The sequence below is a fragment of the Ideonella sp. A 288 genome (assembly GCF_002198735.1).
Lineage (GTDB): Bacteria > Pseudomonadota > Gammaproteobacteria > Burkholderiales > Burkholderiaceae_C > Pseudaquabacterium.
In genome coordinates this window covers 169,784-182,370 of record NZ_MWLO01000123.1, presented here as the reverse complement: position 1 = coordinate 182,370, position 12,587 = coordinate 169,784, and the positions used below count along the sequence as shown (strand labels likewise).

Here is a 12,587-nt window from a genome sequence, read left to right as displayed (position 1 = left end):
TGAGATCGGGGGATGGCAACCGCAAGGGGGCCGTCTCCCTTTTTTCGCCGACTCGAGGATCGAAGACTCATGAACTTGAAGACAACCTGGTTCTGCGTGCTGCTTGGCCTGGCGGCCTCCGTGCAGGCGCAAGACAAGCCCTACAAAGTAGTCGACGGCTACAAGGTCGATGCCGAGACGATGAAGGGGTTCCGCAGCTGGCGTGCGGCGGCGTGCGACCGTTGCCATGGTGCCAACCAGGAAGGCATGGTGGGGCCGTCGTTGATCGAAAGCCTGAAGACGCTGTCGAAGGAAGACTTCATCAAGACGGTGACCGTGGGCCGCCTGGACAAGGGCATGCAGAGCTTCGGCAACAGCCCTGTCGTGATGGACAACATCAATCAGCTCTATGCTTACCTGAAGGGGCGCTCCGACGGCGCAATCACGCGCGCGAAGGTCGAACCCATTCCCCAATGACCCAGCCTACCCGCACGCCTGGCAAGACTGCGCACTCGCGGTGCAAGATGCGCCTCGGGGCGGTGGCCGTTGCGTTGTCCACCGTCGGGGCAGGCGCATGGTCGCAGGAGCCGGCCCCACCCCGCGCGGCGCTTCGCGTCTGCCAGGACCCGAACAACCTGCCCTTCTCCAACACCCGGGCCGAAGGCATCGAGAACCGCATTGCCGAAGTGTTCGGCAAGGCGCTTGGCCTGCCTGTCACCTACTACTCGTTCCCGCAGCGCCTGGCCTTCATCCGCAACACGCTGCGGTTCAAGCTGCCGGACCAGGACTACCCGTGCGACATCGTCATGGGCGTGCCCGCGGGTTACGACCAGGTGTCCGTCACCAAACCCTATTACCGATCCACCTATGCGCTGGTGTTTGCCCAGGGCAAGGGTCTGGATACGGTGAAATCGGCCGACGACTTCCTGGCGCTCGACCGCTCGAAACTCACCGCGCTGCGCATCGGCATCTACGACCGCTCGCCGGCCTCCGAATGGCTGAGCCGACACGGCCTGGTCGAGCAAGGCGTGCCGTACCCGATCATGAATCCCGATCCGCAGCAGTACCCGGGCGAGATCATCGAGAAGGATCTGGCGGCCGGCAAGATCGACGTGGCCATCGTCTGGGGGCCGATCGCTGGCTTCTTTGCCAAGCGAGTGAAGACGCCCGCCTTGACGGTGGTGCCGCTCAAGTCCGAACGCGGGGTCAAGTTCGACTATCAAATGGCCATGGGCGTGCGCTATGGCGAGCGCGAATGGAAGCAGCAGATCGAGGGGCTGCTCGAGTCGCAGAACGCCGAGATCCAGTCCATCCTGAAAGAATTCGGCGTGCCCTTGGTGGATGCCTCCTACGAGGCCGCCAAGCCCTGACCACCGCCGCGCAGGCGCTCTGGATGAAGCGACTCCTGTCCCTCGTGCTCGGTGCGGCCGCGGCATCGGTCGTGGCCGCGGAGATCGACCGATCGGCAATGCTGGCCTTGAGCGCCAGCGTGTTGAAGATCGAAGCGGTGCGCCACCAGGGTGGCTACTCGCTGGGGTCGGGTGTCGTCGTCGCACCGGAGACGGTGGTCACCAACTGCCATGTCACAGGCGGCACGTCGAAGATCCATGTGCTGCGCGGTGGGGTGCGATGGGAGGCTGCGGCGCGGCTCAGCGACTTCGACCACGACCTGTGCGTGCTCGATGTGCCCGGCCTGCGTGCCGCGGCCGTGACGCTGGGCCGCTCTGATCTGCTCAAGCCCGGACAGCCGGTGACGGCGCTCGGCTACACCGGCGGCATGAGCCTGCAGAACAGCGCCGGTGAAGTGGTGGCCGTGCACCGCTTCGACGGCAGCGGAGTCATCCGCAGTTCCAACTGGTTCACGTCCGGCGCCAGTGGCGGCGGACTGTTCGATGCCGATCTTCGCCTGGTGGGCATCCTCACCTTCCGCCTGCGCGGAGGCCAGGCCCACTACTTCGCCGCGCCGATCGAATGGCTGAGCGCGCTGCTGCAAGGCGACAGTGAGACGGCACGGCGAGGGGCTCCCGGCCATGCTGCGCCTCCACTGGCCTACTGGCAGCGACCGGCCGTCGATCAACCCAGGTTCCTGCGGGCTGCGCTGCTGCAGCGTGACGATCGATGGCCCGAACTGGCCTCGCTGGCGTCCGACTGGGTGCGACTCGATGCCAGCGACGCCGAGCCGTGGTACCTGCTCGGCCTCGCGATGACCCGCATGAATCGCTGGCCCGAGGCCCGTGCCGCACTCGAATGCTCCTTGTCGATCGACCCGGACTCCAGCGCCACACAGGCGGAACTGGCGGTCGTCGAGACGCATCACATCAGATCCGAACCAGCCCCCTTGCCGGGGGCGGTGCCATTGGCGTCGTTGGCGCCACAAGGCCTCGCAACTCCTGCGGTGGCCGATGCCGGCGCAACCTGTGCCACCGATGCAGCAACGCTGCCCCCCACATGACCAATCGACTGCCCCTACTCACGCTGGCCCTGGCGCTGCTCGGCAGCGCGGCGCACGCCGCGACCGAATTCTCGGCCGCCGAGCAGGCCTTGTTCGTCGACAACCACCTCGCCAAGCTGCGCCCTCCACAGGTGCTGAGTTACCGTTTCGCCAAGACCGGGAGCATGGAACCTGGTTTCGAGGACACGGTTCGACTGAACCTGTCGGCACTGCCAGACAAGACCTGCTGCGCGGCCAAGGCCCAGTTCTTCACGGGCGCGCGGCAGTTGCGCCAGCCTGAAATCGAGGGCGTACAAGGCAATCCGGCGATCCTGTACTTCCTGGAGCGCGACATCCGCGAGATGGAGCGGCTCACCAAGGGCAAGGCCAACTACTTTCGCAAGCGCATCCGGATGGCGGTCTTTCAGGGCGCCACGATCCGCGAGGTGAACCTCCCCTACCGGGGCAAGTCCGTCGCGGTGCGCGAGATCAGCATCGACCCGTACGTGGACGATCCCAACCGGGCGAAGTTCGAGAAACTGGCTGGCAAGCACTATGTGTTCATGTTGTCGGATAGTGTGCCGGGTGGCCTGTACGGCATCCGCACGCGCATCGATGGCGAGACTGCCGATGCCCCGGCCGCGATGGCCGAAACCCTGCTGATCGACGGCGCGCCGACAGCGCCGCCGCAGCCCAAACCCTGACCCATTGCCGCCCCATGCGAACCTCGACCGCTTCCCGCTGCCTGCTCACCCTTTGCGCCCTGCTCGCAATCGGCACGCCGGCACGTGCCAACGACTTTCCGACGGCCGACCGGGTCAACTACGTGCTGGAGTGCATGCGCACCTATCCGGGTGCGCGCTTCGAGATGTCCAGCAAGTGTTCCTGCGCGTTGGACGCCATCGCCAAGGAACTCCCTTTCGACGAGTACGTTGAACTCAGCACGGCCGCCAAGGCCATGTCGATCGGCGGTGAGCGTGGCAGCGCCATTCGCGACGTGCCGTCGCTCGAACCGGGGATCAAGCGCTATCGCGCCTTGGTCATCAAGGCCGAGACTGGGTGTTTCCTGCGGTCGCCGGCCCGATAGCCTGGCGGACCCTGGCGATGCCGAAGCCTGCCCGATATGCCGACGTGTCGCGGTGGCTGCAGAGCTCGCATCGCGCCGCAGCCGTGGCGGCCGCCGTCGCCACCGCGCCGGGCGCCTGGGCCGCGACGCCGTTGGCGGTGACCCAGACCGCCGCCGGTGTCTACGTGCACATCGGAGAGGTCGAAGACTGGGCCCCCGCCTGGCGCGGCGATGTGGCCAACCTCGGCTTCGTCGTCGGCAGCCGCTGCGTGGCGGTGATCGACACCGGTGGCACGCCCGCCGTCGGCCAGGCCTTGCGCGCCGCCATCGAGCGCGCGACGCCGCTGCCGGTGTGCTATGTCATCAACACGCACGCCCACCCTGACCACATGCTCGGCAACGAGGCCTTCGCCACGCCGGGCGCGGCGGCGCCCACCTTCGTCGCCAGCGCCAGGTTGCCCGGCACCCTGGCGGCACGCGCACCCTACTACCTGAACGCGCTGCGGCGCGACTTTGGCCTGCAGACGTCCGCGGCCACCATCGTCTACCCGACGCTGAAGGTGGAATCGACCGCCGAGCTCGACCTCGGCGACCGCGTGCTGCACCTGCGCGCCTGGCCCACCGCGCACACGGACAACGACCTCACCGTCCTTGATCTGCGCACGCGCACGCTCTTCACCGCCGACCTGCTGTTCGTGCAGCACCTGCCGGTGCTCGATGGCAGCCTGCGCGGCTGGATGTCGGCCATGGCCGAGTTGAGGCGCCTGGACGTGGCCACGGTGGTGCCTGGCCACGGCGCCGTCGGCACCGATTGGACCGCGATGATGTCGGCACAGGCCGACTACCTGGGCGCCTTGCTGTCAGACACCCGCCGGGCCATCCGCCAGGGTTGGACCATCCAGCAGGCGATCGATCGCATCGCGGCGCCGGCGGCGCCCGGCTGGCGCTTGACGGAACGGTTCCATCGGCGCAATGTGACGGCGGCCTATGCCGAGCTCGAGTGGGAAGACGACGCCGCGGGTTCCCCCACGACCCCGGGTGCCAGTTCGGCGGCATCCGGTCAGCGACCAGTGAACTGACGTGCCCGCCAAGCTGTTCCGCCCCTGCACCCGAGGCTGCCCGCTCCCGAATCGAGTGGATCGCCTGCCACCCCCGACACCCAGAGGTTGATCACCATGGAACTCCGATTCCGGAACCACGACAGCGCCACGGTGCTGTTCCGCACGGCAATGATCGGCATGGCGTTGCTGGTCGGCTTGTTTGGCGCCGCAGGCCCGGCACGCGCCCAGATCAAGACCGGCGACAACCCGGAGGCCAGTGCCATCTGGCAGAAGGTGCGGGCCAGCCTTTTCCAGACCCGCCCGATCGCGTCAGACGGCGACGCGGTGCTGTCGCTCGAACTGCCGGTGCGCGCCGAAGACGCCGCCATCGTGCCGATCGCGATCAAGACGCGTTGGGCGCAGACGCCGGCGCGCTACATCGAGAAGGTCTACCTCGTCATCGACAACAACCCGTCGCCGATTGCCGCGATCTTCAAGTTCACGCCGCTGAGCGGCCGCGCCGACATCGAGACCCGCGTGCGCATCGACGAGTACACGCACGTGCGCGCCATTGCCGAGACCAACGACGGCCAGCTGCACATGGTCACGCGCTTCGTCAAGGCCTCTGGCGGCTGTTCGGCGCCCCCTGGCAAGGACGCTCAGGCGGCGCTGGCCACGCTGGGCCGCATGCGCATCCGTGTCGAAGGCACGCCCACGGGCACCGAGCCGGTGCTGGCGCAGCTGATGATCAGCCACCCCAACAACTCGGGGCTGGCGATGGACCAGGTGTCGAGGCTGTTCACGCCGGCGCATTTCGTGCGGCAGGTGAACGTCACCTACGCCGGCCAGCCCGTGATGTCCGCGGACGTCGATTTCTCGATCAGCGAGAACCCGAACTTCCGCTTCTACTTCGTGCCCCGTGGCGACGGCGAGTTGAAGGCCGAGGTCATCGATTCCAACGACCTGCGCTTCCAGAGCGCGATGGTGCTTCGGCGCCCCGATTGAGCCACCCTCGCCCACCGTCCCCGTCGATGCGCCTGCCCAGTCTCGCCGCGCTCCTTGGCCAAGTCGTCTGCCTGGCATTGGCCACCGCCGTGCCGGCCCGTGTGCTGGCGGCACCGTTCGCCTACATCACCAACCAGGGCAGCCACGATGTGTCGGTGATCGACCTGGCCACGCAGGCGGTGGTGGCCACGGTGCCGGTGGGCCGATCGCCGGCGGGCGTGGTGGCCTCCAGCCCCGCAGGGCGGGTCTTCATCTCGAACCCCGACAGCAAGTCCATCTCGGTGATCGACATGCGCACGCAGTCGGTGGTGGGCACGCTGGCCGCTGGCGAGGGCCCGGTGGGCATCGACGCCGCGCCCGACGGTTCGCGCGTCTATGCCGCCGACTGGTTCCGCGACCGCCTGCTGGTGTTCGACACGCGCCCTGCCGCGTCGGCCGCGGGTGGGAGCGCCCTGCTGGCCAGCATCGCGGTCGGCAAGGCGCCGGCCGGCGTGGCGGCCAGCGACCGCGCCGACACGGTGTTCGTGGCCGAGCGCGACGACGACAGCGTGGCGCTGGTCGACACCCGGGCGCAGCGGGTACGCACGCGGGTGCAGGTCGGCAAGCATCCGTTCGCCCTGCTCTTCGATGCCCCGCGCCAGCGGCTCTATGCGCTCAACGTGCAAAGCGACGACGTGACGGTGCTCGACACGCGCGATCCCGATCGCCTGGCCGTGGTCGCCACCATCAAGGTCGGCAAGGCCCCGTATGGGGCGGCCCTGGCGGCACAGGGCACCCTGCTGTACGTGACCAACCAGCACGAGGACAGCGTCAGCGTGATCGACACCGCCTCGCTGACGCTGCTGCGCACCCTCACCGGCTTTGCCTACCCGGAAGGCGTGGCCGCGCATGGTGACCGCGTCTACGTGGTGAACTGGATGGACGACAACGTGAGCGTGCTCGATGCGCGCAGCGGCCGAGCCCTGGGCACCGTGGCCACCGGCAAGAACAGCCGAGGTTTCGGCGCCTTCATCGGTGCGCCCATTGCACCCTGACTTCTTCACACCAACCCCTGCAGGACACGAAAGACATCGCATGCTGCCCCTCCGTTGCAACCGGCGCACTGGCGCCCTGATGGCCGTCGCTCTGACCGCCTCGATCGCCACGCTGTGGCCCGTCGCGGCACTGGCCCACGGGCCCACCCGCCAGAAGGCGAACGAGAAGATCACCATCAACGCCCCGCCGGCAGCGGTGTGGGCCCGGATCAAGGACTTTGCCGCCCTGCAGGCCTGGCATCCGGCGGTGGCCGAGAGCCCGGCCGACAACGGCAACACGGTCGGGTCGGTGCGGCAGATCAAGCTCAAGGGGGGCGGTGAACTGACCGAGACGCTGGAGGCCTACGACGAGGCCAAGATGCGCTACAGCTACCGCGCCAAGGACGGCGGTGCATTGCCGGTCACCAACTACACCTCCACCATCGCCGTCAGTGGCGAAGGCAATCAAGCCGTCGTCGAATGGCGTGGTGCCTTCTACCGCGGCCACCCGAACAACGACCCGCCGCCCGACCGCAACGACGAGGCCGCGGTCAAGGCCGTCACCGGCGTGTACAAGAGCGGGCTCGAGCAACTGAAGAAGCTGGTCGAAGGCAGCTGAGTGCGCGTGGCTCGCTGGGGTGTTTCGGTGGCCGCGGTCGGCGCGGTGCTGCTGGCCGGGCTGCTGGCGGGCTGCGCATCGGGCGGCCCGGTCGTCGCGGCAGAAGGTGACCGGGCCGGGCGCGCCGTCGAGGTCGCCGCCGGGGTGCACATGGTCCGTGGCCTGCCGGGGGAGGTCGATGCCGACACGCTCGGGCGCATCGGCAATGCCGGCTTCATCGTCGGCCCCGACGGCGTGCTGGCCATCGACACCGGCACATCCTACCGGCACGGCGTGGCCCTGCTGGCCGAGATCCGCCGCGTCACCGACAAGCCGGTGCGCCAGGTGCTGATCACGCACACGCGCCAGGAGTTCCTGTTCGGGGCGATGGCGTTCCGCGAACAGGCCATCCCGATCGCCATGCACAACAAGGCCGCCGGGCTGATGCGCGCGCGCTGCGAGCGATGCCTGAAGACGCTGCAGCGGCAATTGGGCGACGACGAGATGCGTGGTACCGAGATGCTCAAGCCCGACCGCGAGTTCGACGACTCGCACGCCATCGACACCATCGGCCGGCCGGTCCGCGTGCTGTACTTCGGGCACTCCAGCGGGCCCGGCGACATCGCCGTGCTGGACGAACGCACCGGCAGCCTGTTCGCTGGTGGTCTGATCGACCACCAGCGGGTGCCCGATGTGCAGGACAGCGATCACGACGGCTGGCTCTCGGCCCTCGGGGCCATGCGTCGGCTGCGCCCGCGCGTCGTGGTACCCGGCCATGGGCCGGTCGCATCGGCACAGGTGCTGGACGAGGTGCAGCACTACCTCGGCCAGCTCAAGCAGCGTGTGCTGGACCTGCTGCAGTCGGGCGTCGCGTTGAGCGCGGTGCCCGATGCGGCCGAAGTGCCCGAGGCCGCCGGGTGGGACCAGTACGACACGATCCACCGGCGCAATGCCTCGATACTCTTCGTTCGCCATGAACGCGACCTGCTGTTCAGGCGGGCCGACCTCAAGGAATGACACCCATGCGCAAGACCCTGATGACCGGCAAGCTGTTCGCGATCTTCGTGTCGGCCTTCCTGCTGGTGGCCGCTGGCCCCGCGGCGCGGGCGGCGCCCGGCGGCCTGCCGTCGGCCACCCACACCGACTCGTCGCCCGAATGGGAAGCCCTGCGCACGCGGCTGTTCCAGTCGCGGCCCATCGACGCCACCCCGGGCACGGTGCAGATCATCGCCCCCTTGCGGGCGGCCTATGGCGCCTCGGTGCCGATCAAGATCGTGTCCAAGCTGCCGCAGACCGCCGATCTGTACATCAAGCGCCTGTACCTGCTGGTCGACAAGAACCCGTCGCCGGTGGCGGCCGTGCTCGACCTGACCACCGAGGTCGGCCAGGCCGACTTCGAGACCCGCCTGCGGGTGGACGAGTACAGCCACGTTCGCGTCGTCGCAGAGCTGTCCAATGGCCGGCTGCACACCGATTCGCGCTACGTCAAGACCTCTGGCGGCTGCTCGGCGCCGCCCAACCGCAGCGCGCTGAACCTGATCGGCAAGACGGTGCTGACCCTGCCGGAGCCGGTGGCGATGAACCGCCCCACACCGGCCGAGGTGACCGTGCTGCACCCGAACGACACCGGCTTCGAGCTCAACCAGGTGACGGTGATGTACATCCCGGCGCATTTCGTGCGGTCGATCAAGGTGAGCTATGCCGACCGCAAGGTGTTCGACGCCGACCTCGACTTCTCGGTCAGCGAGAACCCGACCCTGCGCTTCAACTTCGTGCCGCGCGGCGAAGGCCAGCTGAAGGCCGAGGTCGAGGACTCGAAGGATGGCCGCTGGATCGGCACCCTGGGTGTTCGATAGCCCGACCGGCCCACCATCGACCATGGCCGCTCTTCGCGCACGCAAGGCAATGCCCACCATGCCCCGGCTGCTGCTGGCCGCGTTGGTGGCCCTGTGGCTGGGCTGGATGCCCCCGCGCGCGCTCGCTGCCGGCCTGCCGGCGGCCTATGCGCCGATGGTGGTGCAGCCCGTGGGCATGCCCGCGCGCCACGAGTTCGATCTGACCGAGGCCTTTGCACGGGCACGGCGCGACAACAAGCGGCTCTATGTGTACCTGGGGGCCAACGACTGCCCGTACTGCCGGCGCTACGAGGCTTTCCTGGAGCGCAACGCGCAGGACCTGGTGCCGCATTTTGCGGCGAAGTACCTGGTGGTCGACCTGCGCAGCGCGCTGATGGTGACGGCCGACCTGCTGTACATCCGCATCGGCGACCGGTCGCTGCCCTATGCCGAGTTCCAGCGCAGCATCGGCGACGAGCGGGCCCGGATGCTGGTCTATCCCAGCGTGTGGCTGTTCAACCAGCAGGCAAAGCCGCTGATGCAGATGCCCGCGGGCAACGGCACCTTCCAGACGGTGCCCGAGCAGTTGGAGATCCTGAACCTGGTCCAGTAGGCCTGGGTCAACCGACGTCCGGCGCGGTGCGCGGGCGCACGGCCCGCCACACCGCGAAGGCCTGCACCGTGTCGGCCACATCGTGCACGCGCACCACGTGCGCGCCGGCCTCGGCGGCGGCCAGGGCCACCGTCACGCTGGCCACCACGCGTTCGGCCGCGGGCCGCCCACCGGTCAGGGTGCCGAGCATGCTCTTGCGCGACAGGCCCACCAGCAGCGGGTGGCCCAACGACAGCAACTGGCGTTGCTCACGCAGCAGCTGGCAGTTGTGCTCGAGCGTCTTGCCGAAGCCGTAGCCAGGGTCCAGCGCGATGCGATCGGTGGCGATGCCGGCGCGAACCGTGCGCGCGGCCTGGGCCGCCAGGTACTCCCCCACCTCGCGTGTCACGTCGTCGTAGACAGCCAGCGACTGCATGGTGCCGGGCTCGCCGGGCATGTGCATCAGGCACACGCCCGCGGTGGGATGGGCCGCGCAGGCCGCCAGGGCCAGCGGGTCGCGCAGCGCACGCACGTCGTTGATGATGTCCACGCCGGCGTCGAGCACGGCCCGGATCACCTCGGGCTTGCTGGTGTCCACTGATACCGGCACGCCCAGGGTCACCGCGCCCTGCACCACCGGCAGCACGCGGCGCAGCTCCTCGTCGATCGGCACCGCCGGCGCGCCCGGGCGGGTGGATTCGCCGCCGATGTCCAGCAGGTCGGCGCCCTGTCGCACCAGCGATTCGCAGCGCCTCAAGGCCGTGGCGGCGTCGAGGGCGAGGCCGCCGTCGGAGAACGAATCGGGCGTGACGTTCACGATCGCCATGATCCGCACGCGGTCGAGCGGCAGGCGGAATCGCGCGGTCTGCCAGTGGCTGCAAGTGGCTGGGGCGGTCGCGGCAGGGCTCAGGTCCATGCCGGCACTTTAGCCTGCCGGGGCGATGCGGCCGCCGCGGCAGCGTGTGGTCAGGCGTTCACCTGGAACGCGCCGACCGACTTGCTCAAGCGGCCCGACTGCTCCTTCAGCGCCATCGCGGTGGCCGACATCTCCTCCACCAAGGCCGCGTTCTGCTGCGTCACGGTGTCGAGCTGCTGCACGGCATGGCTCATGTGGCCGATGTCGCTGCTTTGCGACTGGCTGGCCTGCGTGATGTCGCTGATCAGTTGCGACACGCGCGACACGCCGTCCAGCAGGTCCTGCATCGTGTGGCCGGCATCGTTGATCAGCTTCGAGCCGGCCTGCACCTTGGACGTGGAGTCGCCGATCAGGGCCTTGATCTCGCGCGCCGCGGTGGAACTGCGCTGCGCCAGCGTGCGCACCTCCGACGCCACGACGGCGAAGCCGCGGCCATGTTCGCCGGCGCGCGCTGCCTCGACGGCCGCGTTCAGCGCGAGGATGTTGGTCTGGAAGGCAATGCCATCGATGACACCGACGATGTCGCCGATGCGGGTGGCGCTGGACAGGATTTCGCCCATGCGCTCGACGGCCTCGCGCATCACGGTCGAGCCGCGCGTGGCAACGTCGCGCGACTGGGCCACCAGCGTGCTGGCCTCCATCGTGCTGTCGGCATTGAGCTTGACGATGTGGTTGAACTGCTGCATCGAACTGGCGGTCTCCTGCAGCGCGCTGGCCTGTCGCTCGGTGCGCGCCGACAGATCGATGTTGCCGCTGGCGATCTCGCTGGACGCGGTGTTCACACTGTCCACCGTCTGCCGCACTTCGACCACCATGGTGCGCAGCTTCTTGCGCATGCTGTTGAGCTCGTGGCGCAACCAGGAGATCTCGTCCTTGCCGGGCGATTCGATCTTGGTTTCCAGGTCACCGTGGGCGATGCGGACGACGCATTGCACCGTGTCTTCCACCGAATGCTTCACGCTCGAGCGCGTCATCCAGCCGCCCACCAGCGACAGCACGCAGCCGACCACCGACGCCGAACCGAGCAGCCATTGCAGCCCGGCCACCGACGGCAGCGGGCCTTTGCCGGCCGGACCGGCCAGTTGCTGGAACTCAGCCGCCAGCGCGCCGAGCGCCCAGATCCCGGTGGCACCCAGCGCCAGCGCGACGAGCGCCATCAGTCCGAAACCGTAGGTCACGCGCTTGACCAGGCTGATGTTGCGGATCCATTGCATGGCGTTCCTTTGGCGAGCGGATGGGCGATGACGCGGAAGCGTCCTGGGCTGCGACGCATTTTGTGGACGCAGATCAACCCCTTATCGACTGAACAAGGGGTGACTTGAACGACAGTTCACGAACGGTGGGCGTGTGTGGGCAGGCGCGGCGCGCTGCCCGTCACGGTCCGCCGCGGGAGCCATCCGTGCCGATCCGAACGCGAGGCGTCAGTCCAGCGAGAGTTGGGGCCACCCCGCGGCCTGTGCATGCAGGCTCAGGCGCGCGTCCGGTCGCACCACCACCGGGTGGCTGACCGCCTTCAACAGCGGCAGGTCGCTGGCGGAATCGCTGTAGAACCAGCTGCTCTCGAACCCACCCAGTTGTCGAGGGGGGTCGAGCCGGTCCAGCCAGGCCTGCACCCGGGTGACCTTGTGGCCGGCATAGCAGGGCAGGCCGTCGATGTCGCCAGTGGGCACGCCATCCCGCACCACCGCTTCGGTGCACAGCAGGTGAGGCACGTCGAACAGCCGCGCCATCGGTTCGGCCACCAGGCGGGTGGTGGCGGTGACGATCAGGCACACATCACCCGCGTCGAGGTGGCGACGCACCAGTTCGCGTGCGCTGGCCGGCACGCGCGGTTCCACGGACGCGGCGAACTCGGTTTGCCACGCCGCCAGCTGCGACGCCGCGAACCGCGCCAGCGGCGCCATGTGGGCGCGGTGCATGTCGTGGATGTCCAGCGTGCCCGCCACGTACTGGTGGCAATAGCCCAGGTAGCGGGCCTCGGCCTCGGCGGGCAGTGCCCCGCGGCCGACCAGGAACTGGGTCCAGGCCATGCCGCTGTCGAACGGGATCAGCGTGTGGTCCAGGTCGAACAGGGCCAGCCTGCGGGCGGCAGAGGCCGTCACGGCGAGGTGC

At 68.6% G+C, this 12,587-nt stretch carries 15 protein-coding genes; 12 read left to right on the top strand and 3 right to left on the bottom strand.

The window, feature by feature from the left end; all coding sequences use genetic code 11:
* Positions 1 to 69 precede the first annotated feature (69 nt).
* From EOINJALH_RS14810 to EOINJALH_RS14755, 12 genes are all read left to right on the top strand, one after another.
* Positions 70 to 456 carry a cytochrome c gene (locus EOINJALH_RS14810; protein ID WP_088281295.1) on the top strand — a complete coding sequence of 129 codons (387 nt, stop codon included), beginning with the start codon at positions 70 to 72 and terminating at the stop codon, positions 454 to 456.
* A gap of 47 nt (positions 457 to 503) precedes the next feature.
* Complete coding sequence (locus EOINJALH_RS14805; protein WP_088281439.1) at positions 504 to 1,349, top strand: substrate-binding domain-containing protein; 846 nt, start codon at positions 504 to 506, stop codon at positions 1,347 to 1,349.
* 23 nt (positions 1,350 to 1,372) lie between these two features.
* Positions 1,373 to 2,431, top strand: coding sequence for a serine protease (locus tag EOINJALH_RS14800; protein WP_158219776.1), 1,059 nt, complete (start codon positions 1,373 to 1,375; stop codon positions 2,429 to 2,431).
* Positions 2,428 to 3,114 carry a hypothetical protein gene (locus tag EOINJALH_RS14795; RefSeq protein ID WP_088281291.1) on the top strand — a complete coding sequence of 229 codons (687 nt, stop codon included), beginning with the start codon at positions 2,428 to 2,430 and terminating at the stop codon, positions 3,112 to 3,114. The genes EOINJALH_RS14800 and EOINJALH_RS14795 overlap by 4 nt, the downstream gene beginning before the upstream one ends.
* Positions 3,115 to 3,128: 14 nt before the next feature.
* Positions 3,129 to 3,497 (top strand): hypothetical protein, encoded by a 369-nt coding sequence (locus EOINJALH_RS14790; protein WP_199873377.1) that lies wholly within the window; start codon positions 3,129 to 3,131, stop codon positions 3,495 to 3,497.
* A 17-nt stretch (positions 3,498 to 3,514) separates the two neighbouring features.
* The gene (locus EOINJALH_RS14785) at positions 3,515 to 4,555 is read left to right on the top strand and encodes a quinoprotein relay system zinc metallohydrolase 2 (protein WP_088281289.1); all 1,041 of its coding nucleotides are present in this window, start codon (positions 3,515 to 3,517) and stop codon (positions 4,553 to 4,555) included.
* A 96-nt stretch (positions 4,556 to 4,651) separates the two neighbouring features.
* Positions 4,652 to 5,521 carry a quinoprotein dehydrogenase-associated SoxYZ-like carrier gene (locus tag EOINJALH_RS14780; protein ID WP_234413854.1) on the top strand — a complete coding sequence of 290 codons (870 nt, stop codon included), beginning with the start codon at positions 4,652 to 4,654 and terminating at the stop codon, positions 5,519 to 5,521.
* Positions 5,522 to 5,547: 26 nt separating this feature from the next.
* Positions 5,548 to 6,555, top strand: a complete 1,008-nt coding sequence (locus tag EOINJALH_RS14775) for a YncE family protein (RefSeq protein WP_088281286.1) — start codon at positions 5,548 to 5,550, stop codon at positions 6,553 to 6,555.
* A gap of 40 nt (positions 6,556 to 6,595) precedes the next feature.
* The gene (locus EOINJALH_RS14770) at positions 6,596 to 7,153 is read left to right on the top strand and encodes an SRPBCC family protein (protein ID WP_234413853.1); all 558 of its coding nucleotides are present in this window, start codon (positions 6,596 to 6,598) and stop codon (positions 7,151 to 7,153) included.
* Positions 7,154 to 8,149, top strand: coding sequence for an MBL fold metallo-hydrolase (locus EOINJALH_RS14765; protein WP_234413852.1), 996 nt, complete (start codon positions 7,154 to 7,156; stop codon positions 8,147 to 8,149).
* Between the two features lie 5 nt (positions 8,150 to 8,154).
* Entirely contained in the window at positions 8,155 to 8,988 is an 834-nt protein-coding gene (locus EOINJALH_RS14760; protein WP_234413851.1) for a quinoprotein dehydrogenase-associated SoxYZ-like carrier, read from the top strand.
* A gap of 58 nt (positions 8,989 to 9,046) precedes the next feature.
* Positions 9,047 to 9,580 carry a thioredoxin family protein gene (locus EOINJALH_RS14755; RefSeq protein WP_088281431.1) on the top strand — a complete coding sequence of 178 codons (534 nt, stop codon included), beginning with the start codon at positions 9,047 to 9,049 and terminating at the stop codon, positions 9,578 to 9,580.
* Between the two features lie 7 nt (positions 9,581 to 9,587).
* Here the strand turns inward: EOINJALH_RS14755 and folP are convergent, their stop codons facing one another.
* From folP to EOINJALH_RS14740, 3 genes are all read right to left on the bottom strand, one after another.
* Complete coding sequence (gene folP, locus EOINJALH_RS14750) at positions 9,588 to 10,475, bottom strand: dihydropteroate synthase (RefSeq protein WP_088281277.1); 888 nt, start codon at positions 10,473 to 10,475, stop codon at positions 9,588 to 9,590.
* Between the two features lie 50 nt (positions 10,476 to 10,525).
* Positions 10,526 to 11,689, bottom strand: a complete 1,164-nt coding sequence (locus EOINJALH_RS14745; RefSeq protein WP_088281275.1) for a methyl-accepting chemotaxis protein — start codon at positions 11,687 to 11,689, stop codon at positions 10,526 to 10,528.
* Between the two features lie 207 nt (positions 11,690 to 11,896).
* The gene (locus tag EOINJALH_RS14740) at positions 11,897 to 12,577 is read right to left on the bottom strand and encodes an HAD family phosphatase (RefSeq protein WP_088281273.1); all 681 of its coding nucleotides are present in this window, start codon (positions 12,575 to 12,577) and stop codon (positions 11,897 to 11,899) included.
* Positions 12,578 to 12,587: the final 10 nt, after the last annotated feature.